Below are 22,590 nucleotides of genomic sequence, written 5' to 3'. Positions count from 1 at the left end.
AGTCCGCTCCTATTCGGCGGGATGAAGCTGGGGATGGTTTGGCTCAGGCGTGGGCCGGCGGCGGGCGAGGCGCATAGCCAGCGCCCGGCACACCACGTAGAAGGTCGGCGTGAAGATCAGGCCGAACGCCGTCACCCCGATCATCCCGAAGAACACCGCCGTACCAAGGGCTTGCCGAAGCTCCGAGCCGGCGCCGCTCGCCGTCACCAGCGGCACCGCGCCGAGGATGAACGCGAACGAGGTCATCAGGATCGGCCGCAACCGCGTCCGCGCCGCCTGCACCGCCGCCTCGATCGGGGTGAGGCCTTGCTGTTCCTCCGCCTGCTTGGCGAACTCGACCACGAGGATCGCATTCTTCGCCGCCAGCGCGATCAGCACGACAAGGCCGATCTGGGTGAGGACGTTGTTGTCCATGCCGCGCAGGTTCACGCCGATCATCGCCGCGAGCAGGCACATCGGCACGATCAGCACGATCGCGAGCGGCAGCGTCACGCTTTCATATTGCGCCGCCAGCACGAGGAAGACGAACACCACCGCCATGCCGAAGACGATACCCGCCGTGCTGCCCGCCGCCTGCTGTTGATAGGCGATGCCGGTCCATTCGGTCGAATAGCCCTTGGGGAGCGTATCGTCGGCGAGCTTCTGCATCGTCACCAGCGACTGGCCCGAGGAGAAGCCCGGCGCGGTGTCGCCATCCACCTCCACGGCCGGCGCGAGGTTGTAGCGCGTCACGCGGTACGGCCCGGTCTTGTCCTCGAAGGTCGAGACCGATCCGACCGGCACCATCTGCCCCGAGTTCGACCGCGTCTTGAGGTTGGCGATATCGGCGGGCGTGCGGCGGAACGGCGCGTCGGCCTGCGCGGTGACGCGGTAGGTGCGCCCGAGCAGGTTGAAGTCGTTGACGAAGGCCGAGCCAAGATAGACCTGCAACGCTTCGAACACGCGCTCGGGCGGCACGCCGAGCATATTGGCCTTGGCGCGATCGACATCGGCGAAGATGCGCGGCGTCGAGGTTTCGAAGAAGGTGTAGATCTGCTTGAGGCCCTTGGTCTGGTTGGCCTTGCCGATCAGCCCATAGGCGGCACCGGCAAGCTGGGTGTAACCCCGCGCCTCCTGATCCTTGACCATGATGCGATAGCCGCCGGCCGAGCCGATACCCTGGATCAGCGGCGGCGGCACGATCAGCAGCCGCGCCTCGTTGATGTCGGCGGTCGCCTTGCCCGCCTCCGCCATGATGCTGCCGAGCGTCACGCCGAGCTTGGCGCGCTCCTCGAAGCTCTTGAGCGGGATATAGGCGGCGGCGGCATTCGGGGCGAGCGTTTGCGAGGGGCCGTCGAACCCGGCGAGCATCACCGCGCCCTTGACGCCCGCGAGCGGCAGGATGCGCGCGGCAACTTTCTGCATCACCTTGTCGGTGCGATCGACCGACGAGCCGGGCGGCAACTGGATGACCGTCAGGAAGTAGCCCTGGTCCTGCGCCGGGATGAACCCGGTCGGCGTCGCCCAGAACACCCCCACGGTCAGCGCGATCATGCCGGCATAGGCGAGCATCATCTTGCGCGGCGCCTGCACCAGCCGCAGCGTCAGCTTCGCATAGCCATTGCTCAGCCGCTCGAAGCCCCGGTTAAAGGCGTCCCCGGCGCGCGTCACCGCCCGCCCGATGCGGCCTTGCTGCCGGGTCTCGTTCGGCTTGAGCAGCAGCGCGGCAAGTGCGGGCGACAGCGTCAGCGACAGGATCAGCGAGATGATCGTCGCGGTCGTGATCGTCACCGCGAACTGGCGGTAGAACGCGCCCGACAGGCCGGTCAGGAATACCGTCGGCACGAACACCGCGACCAGCACCAGCACGATCGCGACGAGCGCACCCGAAACCTCGTCCATCGACACCCGCGCCGCCTCCAGCGGCGACAGCCCGTGTTCGAGGTTGCGCTCGACATTCTCGACCACGACGATCGCATCGTCGACGACGATGCCGATCGCCAGCACCAGCCCGAACAGCGACAGATTGTTGAGCGAATAGCCCATCGCCGCCAGCACCGCGAAGGTGCCGATCAGCGAGACGGGGATCGCCACCACCGGGATGATCGCGGCGCGCCATTTCTGCAGGAATACGAGGATGACGATGACGACGAGGATGATCGCCTCGATCAGCGTGTGCTTCACCGCGTCGATCGACTGCGAGATGAACTCGGTCGGGTTATAGATCACGCGGTAGGCGAGGCCCTTGGGAAAGTGCTTCTGCGCGTCGTCCATCGTCGCGGTGACGGCCTGCGCGGCGGCGAGCGCGTTCGAGCCGGGCCGCTGGAACACCGCGAGGATGACCGTCGGCTTGCCGCTCATATAGGTGTTCGAGCCGTAATCCTGCGCGCCGAGTTCGACACGCGCGACATCGGACACGCGCACCTGACGGCCATCGGCATCGGTGCGGATGACGACATCGGCGAACTGCTTGGGATCGGTCAGCCGGCCCTGCGTCTCGACGTTGAGCTGGTAAGCGTCACCCTGCGAATAGGGCGGCTGGCCGAGCGTACCGGCGGCGACCTGCACGTTCTGCGCGCGCAAAGCAGCGACGATCTCGCCGGCGGTCAGATTGAGCGCGGCGGCACGGCCCGGATCGATCCAGACGCGCATCGAATAGTCGCGGTTGCCGAACAATTGCACGTCGCCGACGCCGTCGATGCGAGTCAGCCGGTCACGGATCTGCGTGAGCGCGTAGTTCGACACGTAACCGCGATCGAGCGAATTGTCGGGCGAGATCAAATTGACGACCATCAGGAAGTCGGGCGAGGTTTTCCGCGTGACGACACCGAGCCGCTGCACGTCTTCGGGCAAGCGCGGCACCGCGATGGCGACACGGTTCTGCACCAGCACCTGCGCCGCATCGAGATTGGTGCCGATCTTGAACGTGACGGTGATCGTCAGCTTGCCGTCGCCGGTCGATTGCGACGACTGGTACAGCATGTTGTCGACGCCGTTGATCTCCTGCTCGATCGGCGTGGCGACCGTCTCCGCGACGGTCTCGGCGTTGGCGCCGGGATAGACCGCCGAGACCGTGACGGTCGGCGGGACGATATCGGGATATTGCGACACCGGCAGGCCGACATAGGCGATCGCCCCGACAAGCGTGATGACGACAGCGATCACTGCGGCGAAGATCGGCCGCGTGATGAAGAAGCGCGAGAGGCGCATGAGTGTTCGTCCTTCCGAAGAGGAGGAGAAATGTCTTCATCCGTTCGCGCCGAGCGACGTCGAGGCGCCGCGCCGGGCGCATGTCCCCCGACGTCGCTCGGGCCGAACGGTGTGGTGTGTTCAGGTGTTCGGGCGCGTTACCGCCCGAAAGTCGCCTCACCGGCGAGCGGCGCGGTCACAGGCGCAGCCGCCGCCTGCGCTTCAGGCGCGATCTTGCCGAGATGCGGCGCGACCTTGGTGCCCGGTATCGCCATCTGCACGCCGGTGATGACGACGCGGTCGGTCGGCGCGAGGCCGGAGCGCACGACGCGCAACCCGTTGACGACCGGGCCGAGCACGACCGGCTTGGCGGTGACCTGATCCTGCTTGTCGACCGTCAGCACGATCTTGCGCGCCTGATCGGTCTGCACCGCCGCATCGGGCACGAGCAAAGCGCGCGTGGTGCCGCCGTTGGCGAGCCGCATGTTGCCGAACATGCCGGGGGTGAGGAAAGACTTGGGATTGTCGAGCACCGCACGGCCGCGAATCGTGCCCGAACGCTGGTCGAGCGCATTGTCGGTGAAGTCGAGCTTGCCCTTCCAGCGATGCTCGCCCTCGTCCTGCAACTGGATCTCGACCGGCGCCGGCGCGGCCCCCGGCTGGCGGTTGCGCTGGGTCTTGAGATACAACGCCTCGGACCCGTCGAACTCGAAGTAGATCGGGTCGAGCGCGTTGATCGTGGTCAGCACGGTGCCGCCCGTCCCCTCGCCGCCCGCGACCTGATTGCCCGGATCGACGCGGCGGTCCGAGATTCGCCCGCCGATCGGCGCGCGAACCTGGGTGAATTCGACATCGAGCGCACGGGCGCGAACCCGCGCCTGCGCCGCCGCCAGTGCAGCGCTTGCGGCCTGAACCTTGGCGCGCAGCGAATCGACTTCGCCCGCCGACACCGCCTCGTCATCGACCAGCCGTGTCGCACGGCCAAGATCGGACTTGGCCAGCGCCAGCGCACTCGCCGCGCTGGCGACGTTGGCTTTGGCCTCGGCAAGCTGCGCCGCGAACGGTCTCGCATCGATCGTGAACAGGAGTTGGCCTTTGGTAACGCTATCACCATCACGGAAATGAACACCCGTGATCTCGCCGTTGATACGCGGCCGGATTTCGACCGTGCGGCTGGCGGCGAAGCGGCCGATGTAATCGTCCCATTCGTTGACGTCGCGGACCAGCGGCGTCGCCACCGTCACCGAGGCGGGCGGCATCGCCGCCACGGTCGGCGCGGGTGTGGCGAGCTTCGCGCCGGCATAGCCCACCACCGCGAGCGGCAGCAGGATCGCCGCGCCACGCTGCCAGCCCGGCATATGCGACCATCGGCGGGTCACGGGCGTCGAACCCGCAACCGTGATCGGGGTTTCCATGTTCATGCCGCGATCTTCCACGCGAGCGAACCCATCGTGCCGCCGGTGACACTCGCCACCAGCAGCTCGGCCTGCGCCATCGTGAAGCCCGCCTTCAGGAAGCCGGTCACTTCGGACGCGGGCAGCGCATAGCCACGCCGCCAGGCATGCACCGCGAGCCGGCGCAGCGTTTCCAGCTTCGGCTCGGCGAGGCGCGAAGCCTTGCCGAAGCCGAACAGACCGCCGAACGCGCGCGAAATCGCGCCGGGTTCGTCGAGACTGCTGATCCGGTCGCGCCGCGCGACCGCGATGACGCTCCATTCGAGCGCGGAGAAGCTCGGTCCGGTATCGGCGGTTTTCGCGGTGTCGCGGCTGGCGGCAGGCGCTGCGAACGGATGTTCGAGATCGAGGTAAGCCATCATACGTCCCCTTGGACAGCCACGCGCCAACGGCCACGCGCACGCACTCCTGCGACGCGGTAGGACCGGCAGTTTGGGCAAGATTCGGGCGGCGTGGAAAGGCGATCTCTCGCCCCACCACATCTACGATACGGAATGTGTGTGTAGGCGACCGCACAACTGCGGCCGCCGGAAATCAGGAGGTCGGTCTAATCATCGGCGGTTTCCTTCGCCACGATGCCAGGCTGACGTACCGACCTAGCTTCAATACCAGTCGGTATATAATGGGGTGCTGCACCGCGTCAACAGCATTCTATACCGGCAGGTAAATTATTTCGTCGGCCAGACCAGAAGGCTGGTCTCGACGAGCTGAGTCAGATCGGCGCAGCACGTCCCCGCACCGGCTTGCACCGACAGGCCCTGCATGATCGCATACAGGAAGCGCGCCAGCGCACACGGCTCGAGTCCCTCGGGAAACTCGCCCTCATCCTTCGCGCGCTGGAAGCGTGCCACCAGCGCCGCCTCGGACGAGGCGCGCCGCGCGATCACATCATTGCGGATCGATTCGGCCTCGGCGCCACAGGAGATCACGCTCATGATCGCCATGCAGCCCTTGGGGTCGCACGAGCTCGTCTGCATCTCGAGTGCGCCGCGCAGGAACCGCTCGGCGACGCCGCGCGCGGTCGGCGCGGCCAGCGCCATTTCGGTATAGGCGAGCTTGTCGCGTTCGTAGAGGTCGAGCGCCTTGTGGAACAACTGCTCCTTGTTGCCGAACGCGGCGTAGAGGCTCGGCTTGGTGATGCCCATCGCCGCAGTCAGTTCCGACATCGACGCGCTCTCATAGCCGTTCTGCCAGAACACGCGCAGCGCAGCGGCGAGCGCGGTGTCGAGATCGAACTCGCGCGGCCGCCCTTTCGTGGGCGCAATCGTGTCAACCTGTTCCATACCGATCGGTATATAGGTACGGGCGCCCGCAGAGTCTAGGCGCAGCCGGGGCTGCGTCAGCTATGGTTGCGCGGGTAGATGATGATCGACAGGTAGCGCATCGGCAGTTGCACCAGTTCTTCCGGCCCATGCTGCGCGCCCGAATCGAACATCATCGTGTCGCCGGGCTTGAGGTGGAAGGTCTCGCTGCCGTGGCGGTATTTCAGATCGCCTTCGAGCATGTGGATCAGTTCCACCCCCGAATGGCTGAAGCTGGTGTGCGGCGTCGCGCGCTCGTCGAGCGTGATGAGATACGGCTCGACGACGACATCGCCGCGCGAGAGATGGCCGAGCAACTGGTAATTATGCCCCGCCTTGGTGCCGCGCCGCTCGATATGGACGCCGCGCCCGGCCGGCACGAACGAGCAGTCCTGCCGTTCCTCGACACTTTCGAACAGCGACGAGATCGGCACCGACAAAGCGTTGGCAAGCGACTGCACCGTCGTCAACGAGGGCGAGATCTGACCATTCTCGATCTTCGACAACATGCCGAGCGAGATGCTCGCAGCCGTCGCCAGATCGGACACCGAGAGATCCTGCCGGCGACGCAGCAAGCGGATCTGCGTGCCAAGCGCGCGCTCCAGCGTGCGCGCTTCCGTGGTCGGCGCGCTGGATACGGTGCGCAGTTCCTCGATCTCGGCGGCGGCTGTCTCGATATCGTTCACCAACTTTGGCACGTCGCATACTCCATGACTGTCGGCTCGCGCGGGGCGAGCCGGGAACCGCTCTGTCCAGGAACATCGTAGCGGCTCGTCCTTGCTCCAATCGCGCCATTGCCAGCGATGCGCAACAGCGTTGTCGGCGGCAGCGTCGGTAGATGCGCCCGTAGATGAGGCCGAACGCCCCCTGCAACCATGATGGCGGGTTACGTGTTGAACAGCCGCCATGAAGGGAGTTTTGCCATGACGCATCAGCCGCCGATCCCCCAAGCCGCCACCTCGCCCTACCCGCTCCACCCCGCGCCGATCGCGGTGTCGGACGCCGAGCCGCGCACGGCCGCGACGGATAAAACCGAAAGCGCCGGTCTCGGCCTTTCGACCACGGTCATCGGCATCGGTGCCGCGATCGGGGTGAGCGCCGTCGCGGCGATCGGCGGCGTGGTGTTCGCCCGTCGCAGGGCGAGCGCAAAAGCGAGCCCAAAAGCCAGCCCAAAAACGAAGCGGGCCAAGGCCGACGACACGCGCAAGCGCGGTGCGGCGGATCGCCGCCGGGTGGCGGCGGGCCAGCCCTATGAGGTCACGTATTTCGCGCGCAAGCACAAGATCAGCGCGGCCGACGCGCGGGCCATCATCCGCGAGGCTGGCTCCGACCGGAAAGCCGCCAACGCGCTGGCGAGCAAACGCGCTGCCGCCAGCGTCCATTGATCGCCCGCTGTCGCCTGCCCGCGACCACGCAGGCAGGCGACACGGAGATTACGCCTTCAGGCCCTTGGCCATGTTGAGGTGCGCGGTCACGGTCGGCACCAGCCCGCTCGCGAAGGTCTTGAGCGCCGGCACGTCGCCGCCGGTGGCATAGACCTTCAGCGCGTCAAGCGTCTGCTGATGGCCGGCGGTCTGTGCGTCGATATACGCCTTGTCGAAATCCGCGCCGGTCAGCTTGGTCAGCGCATCGAGCTTCTGCTGCTGGTCCGCCGTCAGCGCCGGATCGGGCGTGATCGCCGGGCTGAGGCCGGCGGTGACGGTCTTGAGCTTGGCGGTCGACTCGGTGTGCGCGTCGATCATCTTCTGCGCGAACTTTTTCACCGATGCCGATGTCGAGGTGGCGAGCGCCGCCTTCGACGTGGCGATCTCGAACGCGTCGCTCGACGCGGCAGTGTTCGCGAAGGTCTGGCCCGCCGCCGGCGCCATCGCCGTGTCGTTCATCGTGTCCGTGCCGTTGACGACATCGGTTTCGGAAACCGTGGTCGTGTTGGTCGAGACGTTGGTGGTATCGGCCTTCTGGCCACAGCCCGCCAGCGCGAGCGTCGCTGCCGAAAGCAGCGTCAAGCTCTTGATCTTCATACAAGTCTCTCCTGTTGAGCGCGCTGCGCGCGCGTCTCCCCAACGGCTCGCCCCGGCGGGTGTTCCGTGTGGCGATCGTTACGGACCTTTGCACGGCGCCTTTCGTTCCATCGTCCAGGAGCCGGTTAGCGGCGACATGGAGGAACATCACGCATGAGCATCTTCGGCAGCATCATGGGCAAGATTTTCGGTCACAAGAGCGCAGCCCCGGCAGCGGCGAACGCTGCGCCTGCCCCCGCCCAGACACCAGCCGCCGCGCCTGCGCCGAGCGCCGCCCCCGCCGCCCAGGCAGCGCCCGCACAGGCGGTCGATGTCGGCGCGGTGCTCTCGGAAATGGCGTCGATGAAGAACGGCGGCGGTAACTACCAGTCGTCGATCGTCGATCTGCTCAAGCTGCTCGATCTCGATTCGAGCCTCGACGCGCGCAAGCAACTTGCGGACGAACTGAACGTCCATGCCGGCGCGGACGGCAGCGCGGAGCAGAATATCGCACTCCACAAAGCGGTGATGGCGAAGCTCGCCGAAAACGGCGGCGTCGTGCCGGACAGCCTGCGCGGCTGACCTCATGCGGGCGGGGCCGCAGCGGTTCCGCCCGTCCTCAGACCTCTCGCGAGATCAGTGCGTCAGCGCGCTCTCGCTCCAGCCGAGCGCCTGCGCCGTCACCGCCAATTGGGTGCGGTTGCGCACATCGAGCTTGCGCATCAACGCGGTCATGTGGGCCTTCACGGTCGCCTCAGCGATGCCGAGATCGAACGCGATCTGCTTGTTGAGCTGCCCGCTATAGACCCCGCCCAGCACCTTGCGCTGCGTCGGCGTGAGCCGGGCGAACGGCGCCGCTGGATCGGTCGCCGGGGCGGTGCCGGTTGCCAGTGGTTGCTGCCTCATCATCTTCACACAGCCTCTCCCCATTATGGCATTGCCCGGCAGCTCGTTCGCCTGCCGGATAGCGCCATGCGCGCGGTGCCCGTGGTGAGTCTCCGCACCGCGATGCTATGCGAATTGGTTGGACAGATTCAAGCCGTCATTGCCGATATTCGGATATTGCGTGATTTTTTATGTCGCAGAGGCCAAATGCTGTCGTACAGATGCCACACCTAAACGACGTTTGATCCCGGCCGACAATCCCTTAATCTAAAGCAAGTCGCCCACCCGGAGGCGACAGCGCGGAGAGCAATGATGAGCGAAGGGCGCCTAGCCGACCGGGCCTATGCCGGGATCGTCGAGATCATCAACGGCGATGCGCTGGACGTCGGCGATCGCCTGCCCTCCGAAGCCCGACTGGCGGAGATGTTCGGCATGTCGCGAACGATCGTGCGCGAGGCGCTGGTCCGGCTCGCGGCGGACGGCATCACCGAGGCGCGGCGCGGCGCCGGCTCCTTCGTGAAGGGCCGTCCGTCCGACCGGCTGATCGCCTTCATGCCGATGGATCACATGTCGGCGACGTTCGGCACCTATGAAGTGCGCTTCGTGCTGGAAGCGGAAGCATCACGCCTCGCCGCGACGCGGCGATCGGCGGAGGAGATGGCCGGCATCGACGCGGCGATGCACGCGCTCCGCACCGCGCTCCTGTCGAGCGCGCCCGCGCATGACGAGGACATGGAGTTGCACCGCCGCATCGTGCTGGCGACCGCCAACCCGGCCTTCCTGATCGCGTTCGAAGCGTTGTTCGCCGATGTCGAGCGGATCATGCGCGCCGGCGTCGACATCTCCCGCTCACGCCCGCCCGAAGTGATCGGCGCGATGCTGCGCGAACATGAGATGCTGGTCGACGCGATCCGCGCGCAGGACGCCGACGGCGCCGCGCTGGCGATGCGCTGGCATCTGTCGGAAGGGCGGAAGCGGCTGCTGCCTTAGGTTATCGGCTCGCTTCCCCGGTATAGCGCACGGCATCGGCGTCGTACCTGAGCCACGCCAACGCGGCATGGCAGAGCGCGTCCGGCGGCGCGCTCGCATCCAGCGTCGTCGCCGCTTCGTCGGGCAGCGGCGGTTCCAGCGTCGCCAACTGGCTGTCGAGCAAGCTGCTCGGCATATAATGGCCGGCGCGGTGCGCGACCCGCTCGCGTAGATCGTCGGCGCTGCCGTCGAGCAGGATGAACCGCGTCGGGCCATCGATCGCGCGCGCGAGCCGGTCGCGGTAGCAGCGCCTGAGCGCCGAACAGGCCGCGACCGCCAGACCGTTCGCGTGCAGTTCCGCACCGATCGCCACACCAAGCCGGTCGAGCCACGGCCAGCGATCGGCATCGGTGAGCGGGTGGCCGGCACGCATCTTGGCGACCGCCGCCGCATCATGAAACGCATCGCCCTCGATGAAGGCCGCGCCAAGCGCCTCGGCGAGCCGCGCGCCAAGCGTCGACTTGCCGCTGCCGCTGACCCCCATGACGATCACCGCCATCGGCGCGATCCCGCTGTGACTGACTGACCGCTCCAAATTCGGTTCCCGATCCGAACGGCGCCGACGCCGGGCGGTTTCGAGTCGCTAGGTATCGCCGCGCCGCCCGCGCTGGAACTACGACCTTGGTCGCGGATGCCGCAGCAAACCAGGCGCGGTATCCAGCGATCGGCCAGGCGCACAAGCGCTGGCCGGGAGGACGTCACCGTGCGGAACACAGCGGCCTTGTTGGCGACCGCAGCGACCGGATTGCTCGCGCCAGCCGCTCTCGCGGCCGCGCCGCCGCCGTCGCGTTTCGCGACGCGCCCAGCCGAGCCACGCGCTGTTAACGTTACCATCGACGCAGATGGCCGCAGCGATGCCATGTGCCCGAACGCCCGCTGCAACTCGTCTTCGGGGGCGAGGACGGCAGCACATTGTTCATCCTGACGCACCACGCACTCTACGCGGCGCCGGTGCGCGCCGGCTGAACGCTTTCAAGAAACGACAATAAAACAGGTGAGGATCATCATGGCCAACACGATTTCGGAAGACGACCACAACGCCCTTCCCCGCCGCGCCCGCACGACGCTGCTCACCGCGAGCCTCGCCTCGCTGATCGCGGTGGCGATCGCCAGCCCCGCCGCCGCGCAGACCGCGCCACCGGCGACCCTGCCCGCCGACGCGCCCCAAGCGGCCGAGCAGGACATCGTCGTCACCGGATCGCGCATCACCACCGGCGGCTTTACCGCCCCCACCCCGACCCAGACGATCGGTGCCGCTGACATCGCGCGCAACGCCGAACCCAACGTCTTCACCACCATCGCGCAATTGCCTTCGCTGCAAGGGTCGAGCGGCGTCACCACCGGCACCAACAGCACCTCGAGCGGCCAGCAGGGCCTCAGCTCGTTCTCGCTGCGCGGTCTCGGCACGATCCGCACGCTCACCCTGCTCGACGGCCAGCGCGTGGTCGGCGCGAACGTGACCGGCGTGCCCGACATCAGCCTGTTCCCGCAATTGCTCATCAAGCGAGTCGACGTGGTGACCGGCGGCGCCTCGGCATCTTACGGCTCGGACGCGGTCGGCGGTGTCGTCAACTTCATCACCGACAAGCGTTTCGAGGGGTTCAAGGCCAATCTCCAGGGCGGCATCACCACCTATGGCGACAACAAGCAGGTGCTGTTCCAGGCGGCGGCGGGCCGCGCCTTCTTCAACGATCGCCTGCATGTCGAAGTCAGCGGCGAATATGATCATGAGGACGGCGTTCCCGCCGGCGGGTTCGGCGAGCAACTCGCGGGCGGGCGCGACTGGTATCGCACCACCACCTTCCTCAATCGCAACATCAAGACCGACGGATCGCCGCAATATCTCGTACGCGACCATGCGCAGGCGTATCAATATACCAAATACGGGCTGATCACGGGCGGGCCGCTGCAGGGCACAGCGTTCGACGTCAACGGCAAGCCGTTCCAGTTCCAATATGGATCGGGCGGCGTCCCCTCGAAAGCGTTGCCGGGTAACCCGGCGTTCGGCCTCGTATCCGGCTGCTACGCACAAGGCGGCTTCTGCGAGGGCGGCGATCTGTCGGGCAATGTCGGCATCGGCACGACGCTGCAATCGCGGCTCGATCGCTACAACGGCTACGGCCGGATCGGCTTCGACATCGATCCCGACAACGAACTCTACGCGACCGTCAACATCGCGCAGGTCGATACGATGAACCAGCCCAACCCCGGCGCGACCAAATCCGGGCTGACGCTACAATGCTCGAACCCGTTCGTGCCCACCACGATCCAGGATGCATGTCGGACTGCGGGCATCACCAGTTTCCAGTTCGGGAGCAGCAACGGCCAGTTGCCGAAGAACATCACCGTCTATCCGACGCGCAAGCAATATCGCTTCGTCGGCGGGGCGGCGGGCAAGCTGCAGGTGTTCGGCACGCGCTGGAACTATGACGTCTCCTACGAGCATGGCGAGAACATCACCGACATCCACGTCAAGAACATCACGCTGACGCCGCGCTACAATGCCGCGATCCAGGCGATCAGCCTCGGCGGGCAGATCGTCTGCGCGGACCCGATCGCGCGCGCGAACGGCTGCGTGCCGATCAACATCATCGGCGGCGCGGCGCCGAGCGCCGCCGCGCTGGAATATATCGAGCCGGGCAACGGGCCGTACCAGCACACCCGCCAGACTCAGGACGCGTTCAACTTCAGCTTCAGCGGTTCGCCGCTGAGCCTGTGGGCCGGGCCGGTCTCGGTCGCGGCGGGTGCCGAATATCGCAACGAATTCTACCATGTCATCGGCGATCCGTATGGCAACGGCATCGGCGACGGCATCTCGACCGAGACCCCGTACACCAGCGCCTATCCGGCCGATCCGGTGCTGAACACCGCCGGCACCAACTGGTACGCCGGCAATTACCACGCCGGGCGCGGCAGCTATCACGTTGCCGAAGGCTTCCTCGAAGTGAACCTGCCGTTCCTCAAATCCGAGACGCTCGGCAGCGCCAACCTCAACGTCGCCGGCCGCGTGACCAATTACAGCACGTCGGGCACGGTCTATACGTGGAAGATCGGCGGCACCTGGGACACGCCGATCGACGGCGTCCGCCTGCGCGCGGTCACCTCGCGCGACGTGCGCGCGCCCAATCTTTCGGAGCTGTTCGCCGCGCCGATCACCACCACCATACCCAATTTCTCCAATTCCGATCCCAACCGCCCGAACGGCGTTCCCGCGACGCTGACCATCCTGCAGAACGCGATCGGCAACACCGCCCTGAAGCCCGAAATCGCGCGCAACACCACGGCGGGCATCGTATTGTCGCGGCCGCACTGGCTGCCGGGGTTCAGCGCGTCGTTCGATTATTACCGGATCAAGGTGAACGGCGTGATCTCGACGCTCAACGCGCAGCAGGAGGTGGACCTCTGCTATCTCAACAACATCACCTCGCTGTGCGGCGCGTTCAACCTCAACCCCGGTGCCGGCACCCCGCCGTACGTCAACCTCCAGGCGTTCAACCTCGCCTCGATCTTCACCGACGGTTTCGACATCGAGGCGAGCTATCAGTTCAACCTCGGCGATGTCGGCCTGCCCGGCCGATTCGAGCTGCGCGGCCTCGCCACCAACGTGAAGAACTTCATCACCGATTCGGGCGTGCCCGGCACGATCCCGACGCAGAGCGCCGGGGTCAACGCAGGCAACACGCCGCACTGGAAGCTGCTCGCAACCGAAAACTGGACGACCGACCGGTTCAGCCTGTCGGTGCAGCAGCGCTGGTTCAGCGACGGCGCCTACAACAACGAATATGTCGTGTGCAGCGCCGGCAACTGCCCGGTCTCGACCACGCAACACCCGACGATCGACAACAACACCATGCCCGGCGCTTTCTATCTCGATCTCGGCGGGTCGTTCAACGTCACCCAGAAGCTCAACGTCTATTTCAAGGTCGACAATCTGCTCGATCATGATCCGGCGCCGTCGCCGCAGACCAACACCGGCATCGACGTCAACCAGGGCCTGTACGATACGCTCGGCCGGCTGTTCCGGGTTGGCGCGCGCTTCAATTTCTAGGATTGTCCTCCCCTAGCCCCGGCCGGTGGCCGGGCGCCCCCTCGTCCCGGTCGATTGGCCGGGACATCTTTTTTCAAGGATGCGCCATGTCCGGCTGGTTCACCCCGTTTCGCGCCCCGCTCCTCGCCACCACGTTGGTCGCGGCAACGCCGGTCGCGGCATCGCCATCGGTGTACGTCACCGCGCCAGACGATCCCCGCGCCGTCACCGTCGCGGGCGCGCGAGACGGGCGCAGCGACGATGCCGCCGCGCTGCAACAGGCGATCGACGCGGCAGCGGATAAGGGCGGCGGCGGGATCGTGTTCGTGCCGTCGGGGCGCTACCGGATCAGCCGCACGCTCTACATCTGGCCGGGCGTGCGCGTGTTCGGCGTCGGCAAGACGCGGCCCGTGATCGTGCTGGGGGATGCGACGCCGGGGTTCCAACAAGGCGTCGCCAACATGGTGATCTTCGCTGGTGCCAGACCCGGCGAGGCCGGAATTCGCGCAAGCGAGCGGCTCAAGGCCGGGCGCGTGCCCTTCCCGCCGCCGGGCAGCGTGCCGTTCAACCCCGACATCGCCGACGCCAACCCCGGCACCTTCTATCCTGCGCTGGCGAACGTGGATTTCGCGATCGGCGCGGGCAACCCCGCCGCCACCGCGATCCGTTTCCACGCCGCGCAGCACGCCTATCTCGCGCATATCGACTTCGACCTCGGCTCGGGGCTGGCCGGACTCTATCAGGTCGCCAATCAGGCCGAGGATTTGCACTTTCACGGCGGGCGCTACGGCATCCTCACCGAGAAGCCGTCACCGGCATGGCAGTTCACCTTGCTCGATTCGAGCTTCGACGGGCAGCGCGAAGCGGCGATCCGCGAGCATGAGGCGGGCCTGACCTTGGTCAACGTCGCCTTCCGCAACGTGCCGACCGCGATCGACGTGGATCGCGGCTATGGCGACTGGCTGTGGGGCAAGGACGTGCGGTTCGAGAACGTGTCGAACGCCGCCGTCATCATCAGCAACGAGAACAACGTCTACACCCAAATCGGCTTCGAGAACGCCGTCGCCAGCGCCACGCCGACCTTCGCGCGCTTCCGCGACAGCGGCAAAACGGTCGCGGGTGCCGGCCCGACGTACCGGGTGAGCCGGTTCGGCTACGGCCTGACGCTACCCGGCCTCGGCATGACCGGCCACTACGATACAGTGATGCAAGCCGCCCCGCTCGCGCGCCTGCCAGCACCGCCACCCCCTGCGATCCGCGCGCTGCCGGCGACCACCGCATGGGCCAACGTCCACACGCTCGGCGCGAAAGGCGACAACGCGAGCGACGACACCGCCGCGATCCAGCGCGCGATCGACACGCACCGCACCGTCTATTTCCCGGCCGGGCGCTACGTCGTCACCGATACATTGCGACTCAAGCCAGACACGGTGCTAGTCGCGCTCCACCCGAGCCTCACCCAGATCATCCTGCCCGATCGCACCCCTGCCTTCCAAGGCGTCGGCATCGCCAAGCCGCTGATCGAGAGCGCACGCGGCGGCGATGCGATCGTCTCCGGGCTCGGCCTGTTCACCGGCGGGATCAACCCGCGCGCGACCGCCTTGCTGTGGCAGGCCGGTGCGAACTCACTGGTCGAGGACGTCAAGTTCCAGGGCGGCCACGGCACCGACCTCGCCGACGGCAGCCGGTTCGACCCGTACAACGCCAACCACACCGGCGATGCCGACCCCGCCAAACGCTGGGACGCGCAATATCCGAGCCTGTGGGTGCGCGGCGGTGGCGGCACCTTCGCCAATCTGTGGAGCCCCAACACATATGCGCAGGCCGGCATGCTCGTCTCCGACACCGATACGCCGGGGCATGTCTACCAGATGTCGATCGAGCATCACGCCCGCGCCGACTTCGTGCTCGATCATGTCGCCAATTGGGAGTTCCTCGCGCCGCAAACCGAGGAGGAAGCGGGCGAAAGTCAGGATGCGGTCTCGTTCGAGATCCGCCACAGCCACGACCTGCTGATCGCCAATCTCCACGCCTATCGCGTCACGCGCTCGCTCAAGCCTGCAGCGGCGGCGGTGCGGCTGACCGACTCCCAACGCATCCGCTTCCGTAACATGCACGTCAACGCCGAGAGCGGGCTTGGCACCTGCGACGAGAACGGCTGCGCGACGTACCTACGCGCGAGCAAATTCGCCTATGACAACGCCATTCAGGACGTGACGCATGGGCTGGAAGTGCGCGAACGCGAGTTCGCCGCGCTCGACGTGCCTGCCGACCCCGTCGTCCCCGCCCCGGATGGCGCATTCGCGAACATTAAGGTCGAACGGCTCGCCGACGGCTTCTTCTCCGCCGCGGGCGGCGCGATCGATGCGCAGGGCAAACTCTATTTCGTCGATCACTGGAAACAGCGCATCTACGCATGGTCGCGCGCGGACGGGCTAGTGGTGGTACGCGACACGCCGCTCGATCCCGTCAACCTCGCGGTCGATCGTTCGGGCAAGCTGCTGGTGCTGTCGTCGGACGGGCGCGACGGCACCGTCTACAGTCTCGACCCCGCCGCCCGCGACGGCGCGATCACGGTGATCCCGCCGACGCCCGCCACCGATCATCCCGGCGCGGCGACGGTGCTGCCGGTCGACTATTGGGTCAATGGCGAGTTCAAGGATCAGCTCAACCCCAAGACCTACACCTACCCGACGCTCGCCGACATGTTCGTGCGTGACATCGGCCTCGCCCACCCACGCGAATATGTTTCGCCCGACGGCAGCCTCACGCTGCCCGCCTACCGGACGTTCCAGCAGGGGCCATCCAATTTCCTCGGCTGGCGCTTCTCGGATGCGCTCGACAGCTACGGCTTCACCACCGCGCGCGTGGGCGACCAAGTGTTCGTCACCAACGCATCGGAGAACAAGACCTATCGCGGCCGTGTCGCCGCCGGCGGCGCGGTGCGCGACCTCACCAAGGTCGCCGATCGCGGCGGCGAGAGCGTGACCACCGACGCGCAGGGCCGCGTCTACGTCGCCAACGGGCAGGTGTTCGTCTACGCGCCGGATGGCAAGGCGATCGGCCGGATCGACCTGCCCGAGCGGCCGCTGCAACTGCTGGTCGGCGGCGCGCAGGGCAAGACGCTGTTCGTGCTGACCCATCACGCGCTCTACGGCGTGGCGCTCGATTGAGGCAGCACCGTCCGCGCCCGACCGGCGCGGTAGCCGATGTCGTGATACGTTCGAAAGACATGCAGCCCATTGCGATGTCGTGCGTTCCGTAACGGAAGCGTATCGGAAACATCAGGAGACACGTATGAAATCGACCTTCGTCCTGGCTTTGGCCGTCGTCGCCGGCACCGCCGCTCCGGCAATCGCGCAGGACTCGCCGCACCTCTCCGCGGCCTTCGGAGCCTGTATGGCGCGCGCCGGCAACAACACCGTCCAGCGCAACGTCTGCGCGCAGCGTGAATCCGGCGCGCAGGACGATCGCCTCAACAAGGCCTATCAGCGCGTGATGCGCCAACTGGCCAGCAATCCGTCCGAGAAGCTGGCGCTGCGCGATCAGGAACGCCGCTGGATCGCCGAGCGTGATTATAGCTGCAAGGTCAACAGCGACACCGTCGATAGCCGCTGCGTCGTGCTGAAGACGGCGGCCCGCGCCGACGAACTGGAAAGCCAGGTCCGGTTCTGATGCCATGTCCCGCCGGCCGACACGCCGGCGGGACGGTCGAGAGGAATGCTCATGAAGAAGAACCCGATCGTCCTGATCGTACTGGGGCTGGTGCTGCTCGTCGCGGGCGCGGTGATGCAGGTGACGGGCGGCCCGCCGAAGGCGGATGCCGCGCAGGCGCAGCAATGCCGCGACAAGATGAAGGACAATGGCGCGGACATGGTCGCCCGCTGCGACGAAGCCGCCTTCGCCGCGCAGATGACCGCGACCGACGCCGACTCGGCAGCCCGCGCGATCAGCGCCGCCAATTCGAGCGAGATCGGCGGCAACGCGCTGGCGATGCTGCTGATCGGGCTGGGCGTCGCGCTGCTGCTCGGCGGCATCGTGGTGTCGCGCCAGCGGCGGTGACGCGGGGAGCCGGACGGAAAGCGGAGGCAGCGTTAATGCGGCTTTCGTCGCCCGCTATAATCTGGCAGCGGTAACGCCACGAGCTTTCGGAGGAAGTCGTGGAGCTGAGTCGCCGATCACTTCTGGCCTTGGCGGGCGCATCGTTGATACCGGCGTCGCGGCTATATGCGGCCAACGCGCTTGCGGTGCCGTCTGTCGATCTGCTCCACCTGACCGTGCTGGTCGACAGCACGACGAGCGTCTTCGGCGCATCGATCACACGGCCCGATATTCGTGTCGTGCCGCCGCCAATCACCGCCGATTATCACACGGCCTTTGCCGGGCAATGGGGATATTCCCTGTTGGCGAAGTCGTCTGCCGCCGGCGCGGCGCGCACGACTTTGATCGATTTCGGATATACTCCGGCTGCCTTGCTCAACAATATGGCCTTGCTGGGCATCGAGCCAGGTACGATCGACGCGATGGTATTGAGCCACGGCCATTATGATCATTTCGGTGGTCTTGATGGCTTTCTCGCGAGTGGGAAAGTCCGGCGCGGAACGCCCTTGTTCGTGGGCGGCGAGGAAGCGTTCTGCGCCCGCATCCGTGGAACCGATCCAGACGGCGCGTCCTTCGGTGCGATCGATCGGCCGGCGATCCGTCAGGCCGGGATCGACCTCATCGTCTCGGGCGATCCCCGGATCGTCGCCGGGCAGGGTTTCACAACGGGCCAAATCCCGTTCGTCTCACCAGAACGTCCGCGTGTGCCGACCGGAATGCTCCTCGGCCAGAATTGCGACCGGCATCTGCTCGATCCCGCGAAGCGCGACAAGAGCTTCGTCGTTGACGATGCCGAGCACGAACTCGGCACGGCCTTCAATGTTGCGGGACGCGGATTGGTCGTGATCGGTTCGTGCAGCCATCGCGGCATCATCAATACGGTGCGGCGCGCGCAGGCCGTATCCGGCATCGACAAGGTCCACGCGATCGTTGGAGGTTTTCACCTTGTCCCCCCGCAGACGCGGGATCAGGCGATGGAAACCTTGGCACTCATGCAGGCGATCAACCCGGATTACGTCATTCCGGGCCACTGCACCGGCGAGACATTTGTCTCCGCCGCGATGGCTGCCATGCCGCAAAAAGTGATCCGGTCGGTCGTCGGAAGCAGCTACATCTTCGGGTCGGCCTGACGCCTACTCACGCAGGCTGACCGAATGAAAGCGGTCAGGCGATCCTTCACCCCTTTTCCGCCCTTCGCCACCTCATGCCACTGGACCTGTCCTACACGCAGGGCCAATGGCATGCTGCTGGCCACGCCCTTTGACAGTGTCTGCACCAACCATGAGGCGCCTTTTCGTACCGCGCGAGGGGTGCGTCCGCACGTCGGGCACCGTCAAAAGTGGCACTCCCGCACGGTGCGTCCTGTGGCTCACCTTTGCCATCTATCCCCGCCAATGCGCGAGCCGGTTACGGTCCCCGGTCAACAGCCGCCCGCCCAAATCAAACCCGGCCAGCCATCGCCGGCCGGGTTCGTAAATCAGGCCAAAGTCCGCACGTTCGGCTCGCGATCGTAGAAGCGGTGCTTGGCCGCCGCGACGAACGCCTTGCCGAGATCGGTGACGCCCGCGTCCGCTTCGACGCCGGCCTTGTCGAGCAGCGGCTTGGCGGCGGCGCTGGCGCCGATCGCCTTGAGATGCCCGAACGCGTCCATCGCGAACTGCACCGCCGCGCCTTCCTTGAGCAGCGCCTTGCAGCCGGCGTCTGACAGGATGATCGCGACCGCGTCGAAGATCTGGCTCGGCGAGCCGGCGAGCTGACCGTCGGCCTTGCGCACCGTCCCGTCGGACAGCTTGGCGCCGCCGACCTTCGGCGCGACGATAATCGCCCGCGCCTTCTCCGCCTCGACCGCCTTGATGACCGCGTCGAGTTCCGCAGCGTCCGTGCCGTCGGCGATGAGGATGCCGACCGACCGGCCTTCGAGCGTCGGCTTCATGTTCTTGTGGATCGACAAGGCATCGGACGGCGCCATGTCGATCGGCTCCTTGGCGGCCTTGGCCTTCTTCGGCAGATCGATGCCCAGCCCGTCGGCGACGCGCTTGGCGAGATCCTCATCGACGTTGCGCAGGTTCGCCACCACGCGCGGCGGCACCTGATCGAGCACGCCGACCTTGGACAGTTCGAACACGAACGACGACGCGATATGCGCCTGCTCGTGCGCGTCCTGCGAGCGGTAGAACAGCCGCGCCTGGCTGTAGTGATCGGCGAAGGTCTCGGCGCGGATGCGCAGCTTGTCACCCTGCTCGTCAGGGCCAGTCGCCGCGTTGGCGGTGGCGAAGCCGGCGAGCGATTCGCGCGGGCCGCCGTCCTCGCCGTGCGCCGCTAGGCTGTTCGGCTCGTAATTGGCACGGCCCTTGGGCACCTGCGTCTGCATCATGCCGTCGCGCTGGAAATTGTGCATCGGGCAGCGCGGCGCGTTGATCGGGATCTGGTGGAAGTTGGTCGTGCCCAGCCGCGACTTCTGCGTGTCGAGATAGCTGAACAGCCGCCCCTGCAGCAGCGGATCGTTCGAGAAATCCACGCCGGGCACGATGTTGGTCGGCAGGAAGGCGACCTGTTCGGTCTCGGCGAAGAAATTGTCGACGTTGCGGTTGAGCGTCATCGTGCCGATGATGCGGACGGGAACGTCCTCCTCGGGGATCAGCTTGGTCGCGTCGAGCACGTCATAGGGCTGCGCGTCGGCGAAGGCCTGATCGAACACCTGGATGCCGAGATCCCACTCAGGGAACGCGCCGGTATCGATCGACTCCCACAGGTCGCGGCGGTGATAGTCGTTGTCGGCGGCCTGAAGCTTGAGCGCCTCGTCCCAGATCGTCGACTGGATGCCGAGCCGCGGCTTCCAGTGGAACTTGACGAAGCTCGCCTTGCCCTCGGCATTGACCAGCTTGAAGGTGTGGACGCCGAACCCTTCCATCATCCGCAGCGAGCGCGGCAGCGTGCGGTCTGACATCGCCCACAATTGCATGTGAGTCGATTCGGGCATCAGCGAGGCCCAGTCCCAGAAGGTGTCGTGTGCGCTGCCGGCCTGAGGATAGGCGCGATCCGCTTCCATCTTCACGGCATGGATGAGATCGGGGAATTTGATCGCATCCTGGATGAAGAACACCGGGATGTTGTTGCCGACCAGATCCCAATTGCCCTCGCGCGTGTAGAACTTCACCGCGAAGCCGCGCACGTCGCGCGGGGTGTCGACCGATCCGGCGCCACCGGCGACGGTCGAGAAGCGCACGAACACCTCGGTCTTCTCGCCCTTGGTGAACACCGCCGCCATGGAGAGATCGGAAATGTCGTCGGTGGCCTCGAACACGCCGTGCGCGCCCGATCCGCGCGCGTGGACGATCCGCTCAGGGATACGCTCATGATCGAAGTGGAAGATCTTCTCGCGCAGCACGAAATCCTCGAGCAGCGTCGGCCCGCGCTCGCCCGAGCGGAGGCTGTTCTGATTGTCGCTGACGGGAACGCCGTGGTTGGTGGTGAGCACCGGCGCGTCGCCCGACGCCTGCTGGTGCGTCTCGCCGCCATTGCCGGTCGAAGTCTTCAAATCGGTCATAACGCCATCACTCCAAAGCATTTTTCGCTCACGGGATCAGGAACGCGCCGGGGCCGATCTCGGTCCCGCGATGCGCCGTGATCGGAAAATTTCCTGACGCTCGCCGGAGCGGAGCGAGCATGATATGGTCCGCGCGATGCTCATGATGTCGTCCGAAACCGCGCCCTCGATTGTACCAGCGCACGATGACACGGCCCCGGACTTCGTCGTCGTGGATGTCGAGACCGCGTGCCCCAGGGTCAGCAGCATCTGCCAGATCGGGATCGTCGGATTCCGCGCCGGCGTGGAAGTCCTCAGCTACGAGATGTTGGTCGATCCGCGCGACGACTTCTCCCCGTTCAACATCCGCATCCACGGCATCAGCGCCGATCATGTCGCCGGCAAGCCGAGCTTCGCGCACATCCATCCGACCGTGGACGCCCATCTCTCGGGACGGATCACGGTCGCGCATTCCAACTTCGACAAAGGCGCGCTCGCCGCCGCGTGCCGAGTCCATGATCGTACACCGATCAAAACGACGTGGCTCGACAGCGTGCGCGTCGCCCAGCGGGCATGGCCCGATTTGCCCAGCCACCGGCTCAACGTGCTGACCAAATATCTCGGCATCCGCCACAAACACCACGACGCGCTGAGCGATGCGCGCGCGGCCGGTTTGGTGGTGGTGCGCGCGATCGAGCATACCGGCATCGATCTGGCCGGCTGGCTGGCCCCCTTCACCCCTCGCGGCGGCGCCGCGCCAAAGGCCGCGAAAGACGGACCGCTCAAGGGCGAACGCATCGCGATCCTTGGAGCGCCGCGCGACGGACCCCTCGCCCGTCAGCTCGCCGAAGCAGGCGCGCGCGTGGTGTCTTCGGTCGGTCTCACCACGACGATGCTCGTGGTGAGCAATGACCAGCCCTATGGCCGGTTCTATCATGCCGCCCCCGCTTACCGGCGCGCCGAGGAACTCCGGCGCGAAGGTTCGTTGCTGGAGATCCTAGACGAAGCGGAGATCGCGCATCGCCTCGAAGCGCGGTGACGCGGCGGTCGCGAAACATCACGCATCGGACGGCTTGCCCCTCTCCGTCGGCGGGTCCAT

At 66.4% G+C, this 22,590-nt stretch carries 18 protein-coding genes; 9 read left to right on the top strand and 9 right to left on the bottom strand.

Going from position 1 to position 22,590, the window contains the following annotated elements; genetic code table 11:
• Window positions 1-9 precede the first annotated feature (9 nt).
• The 5 genes from EWE75_RS12870 to EWE75_RS12850 form a co-directional block, all read right to left on the bottom strand.
• The gene (locus tag EWE75_RS12870; RefSeq protein ID WP_130158089.1) at window positions 10-3,189 is read right to left on the bottom strand and encodes an efflux RND transporter permease subunit; all 3,180 of its coding nucleotides are present in this window, start codon (window positions 3,187-3,189) and stop codon (window positions 10-12) included.
• A gap of 137 nt (window positions 3,190-3,326) precedes the next feature.
• A complete protein-coding gene (locus EWE75_RS12865; RefSeq protein ID WP_130158087.1) occupies window positions 3,327-4,589 on the bottom strand; it encodes an efflux RND transporter periplasmic adaptor subunit in 1,263 nt (420 codons plus the stop codon).
• Window positions 4,586-4,981: a hypothetical protein gene (locus tag EWE75_RS12860; RefSeq protein WP_130158085.1), complete on the bottom strand. Its 396-nt coding sequence runs from the start codon at window positions 4,979-4,981 to the stop codon at window positions 4,586-4,588. The genes EWE75_RS12865 and EWE75_RS12860 overlap by 4 nt, the downstream gene beginning before the upstream one ends.
• Before the next feature lie 309 nt (window positions 4,982-5,290).
• A complete protein-coding gene (locus EWE75_RS12855) occupies window positions 5,291-5,905 on the bottom strand; it encodes a TetR/AcrR family transcriptional regulator (protein WP_130158083.1) in 615 nt (204 codons plus the stop codon).
• Between the two features lie 56 nt (window positions 5,906-5,961).
• Window positions 5,962-6,621: a helix-turn-helix domain-containing protein gene (locus tag EWE75_RS12850; protein WP_231708337.1), complete on the bottom strand. Its 660-nt coding sequence runs from the start codon at window positions 6,619-6,621 to the stop codon at window positions 5,962-5,964.
• A 225-nt stretch (window positions 6,622-6,846) separates the two neighbouring features.
• Between EWE75_RS12850 and EWE75_RS12845 the strand changes: the two genes are divergently transcribed.
• Window positions 6,847-7,308 (top strand): DUF3606 domain-containing protein, encoded by a 462-nt coding sequence (locus EWE75_RS12845; RefSeq protein WP_130158079.1) that lies wholly within the window; start codon window positions 6,847-6,849, stop codon window positions 7,306-7,308.
• A gap of 48 nt (window positions 7,309-7,356) precedes the next feature.
• Here the strand turns inward: EWE75_RS12845 and EWE75_RS12840 are convergent, their stop codons facing one another.
• Window positions 7,357-7,944 (bottom strand): DUF4142 domain-containing protein, encoded by a 588-nt coding sequence (locus EWE75_RS12840; RefSeq protein WP_130158077.1) that lies wholly within the window; start codon window positions 7,942-7,944, stop codon window positions 7,357-7,359.
• Between the two features lie 153 nt (window positions 7,945-8,097).
• Here EWE75_RS12840 and EWE75_RS12835 point away from each other — a divergent pair, with 153 nt between their 5' ends.
• Complete coding sequence (locus tag EWE75_RS12835; protein ID WP_130158075.1) at window positions 8,098-8,505, top strand: DUF3597 family protein; 408 nt, start codon at window positions 8,098-8,100, stop codon at window positions 8,503-8,505.
• Window positions 8,506-8,559: 54 nt separating this feature from the next.
• Here the strand turns inward: EWE75_RS12835 and EWE75_RS12830 are convergent, their stop codons facing one another.
• Window positions 8,560-8,829: a helix-turn-helix domain-containing protein gene (locus EWE75_RS12830; protein ID WP_231708341.1), complete on the bottom strand. Its 270-nt coding sequence runs from the start codon at window positions 8,827-8,829 to the stop codon at window positions 8,560-8,562.
• Window positions 8,830-9,120: 291 nt separating this feature from the next.
• On the opposite strand from EWE75_RS12830, the gene EWE75_RS12825 reads away from it, so the two are divergent.
• Complete coding sequence (locus EWE75_RS12825; RefSeq protein WP_130158073.1) at window positions 9,121-9,798, top strand: FadR/GntR family transcriptional regulator; 678 nt, start codon at window positions 9,121-9,123, stop codon at window positions 9,796-9,798.
• Window position 9,799: 1 nt separating this feature from the next.
• Here EWE75_RS12825 and EWE75_RS12820 read toward each other — a convergent pair whose 3' ends face one another.
• On the bottom strand, window positions 9,800-10,336 hold the full coding sequence (locus EWE75_RS12820) for a gluconokinase (protein ID WP_282432693.1): 537 nt from the start codon (window positions 10,334-10,336) through the stop codon (window positions 9,800-9,802).
• Window positions 10,337-10,843: 507 nt separating this feature from the next.
• Between EWE75_RS12820 and EWE75_RS12815 the strand changes: the two genes are divergently transcribed.
• The 5 genes from EWE75_RS12815 to EWE75_RS12795 all read left to right on the top strand — a co-directional run bounded on the left by EWE75_RS12815 (window position 10,844) and on the right by EWE75_RS12795 (window position 19,095).
• Window positions 10,844-13,885, top strand: coding sequence for a TonB-dependent receptor plug domain-containing protein (locus tag EWE75_RS12815; protein ID WP_130158071.1), 3,042 nt, complete (start codon window positions 10,844-10,846; stop codon window positions 13,883-13,885).
• Window positions 13,886-13,971: 86 nt separating this feature from the next.
• Complete coding sequence (locus EWE75_RS12810; RefSeq protein ID WP_130158069.1) at window positions 13,972-17,037, top strand: glycosyl hydrolase family 28-related protein; 3,066 nt, start codon at window positions 13,972-13,974, stop codon at window positions 17,035-17,037.
• A gap of 124 nt (window positions 17,038-17,161) precedes the next feature.
• On the top strand, window positions 17,162-17,539 hold the full coding sequence (locus tag EWE75_RS12805; RefSeq protein WP_130158067.1) for a lysozyme inhibitor LprI family protein: 378 nt from the start codon (window positions 17,162-17,164) through the stop codon (window positions 17,537-17,539).
• A gap of 51 nt (window positions 17,540-17,590) precedes the next feature.
• A complete protein-coding gene (locus tag EWE75_RS12800; RefSeq protein ID WP_130158065.1) occupies window positions 17,591-17,926 on the top strand; it encodes a hypothetical protein in 336 nt (111 codons plus the stop codon).
• A gap of 185 nt (window positions 17,927-18,111) precedes the next feature.
• A complete protein-coding gene (locus tag EWE75_RS12795; protein WP_231708336.1) occupies window positions 18,112-19,095 on the top strand; it encodes an MBL fold metallo-hydrolase in 984 nt (327 codons plus the stop codon).
• A gap of 347 nt (window positions 19,096-19,442) precedes the next feature.
• On the opposite strand, the gene EWE75_RS12790 is transcribed toward EWE75_RS12795, so the two are convergent.
• Window positions 19,443-21,512, bottom strand: a complete 2,070-nt coding sequence (locus EWE75_RS12790; protein WP_130158061.1) for a catalase — start codon at window positions 21,510-21,512, stop codon at window positions 19,443-19,445.
• A 124-nt stretch (window positions 21,513-21,636) separates the two neighbouring features.
• Between EWE75_RS12790 and EWE75_RS12785 the strand changes: the two genes are divergently transcribed.
• A complete protein-coding gene (locus EWE75_RS12785; protein ID WP_345789381.1) occupies window positions 21,637-22,530 on the top strand; it encodes an exonuclease domain-containing protein in 894 nt (297 codons plus the stop codon).
• Window positions 22,531-22,590 lie beyond the last annotated feature (60 nt).

The organism is Sphingomonas populi (assembly GCF_004208535.1).
Lineage (GTDB): Bacteria > Pseudomonadota > Alphaproteobacteria > Sphingomonadales > Sphingomonadaceae > Sphingomonas > Sphingomonas populi.
This window is presented reverse-complemented; position numbering and strand designations above follow the sequence as displayed.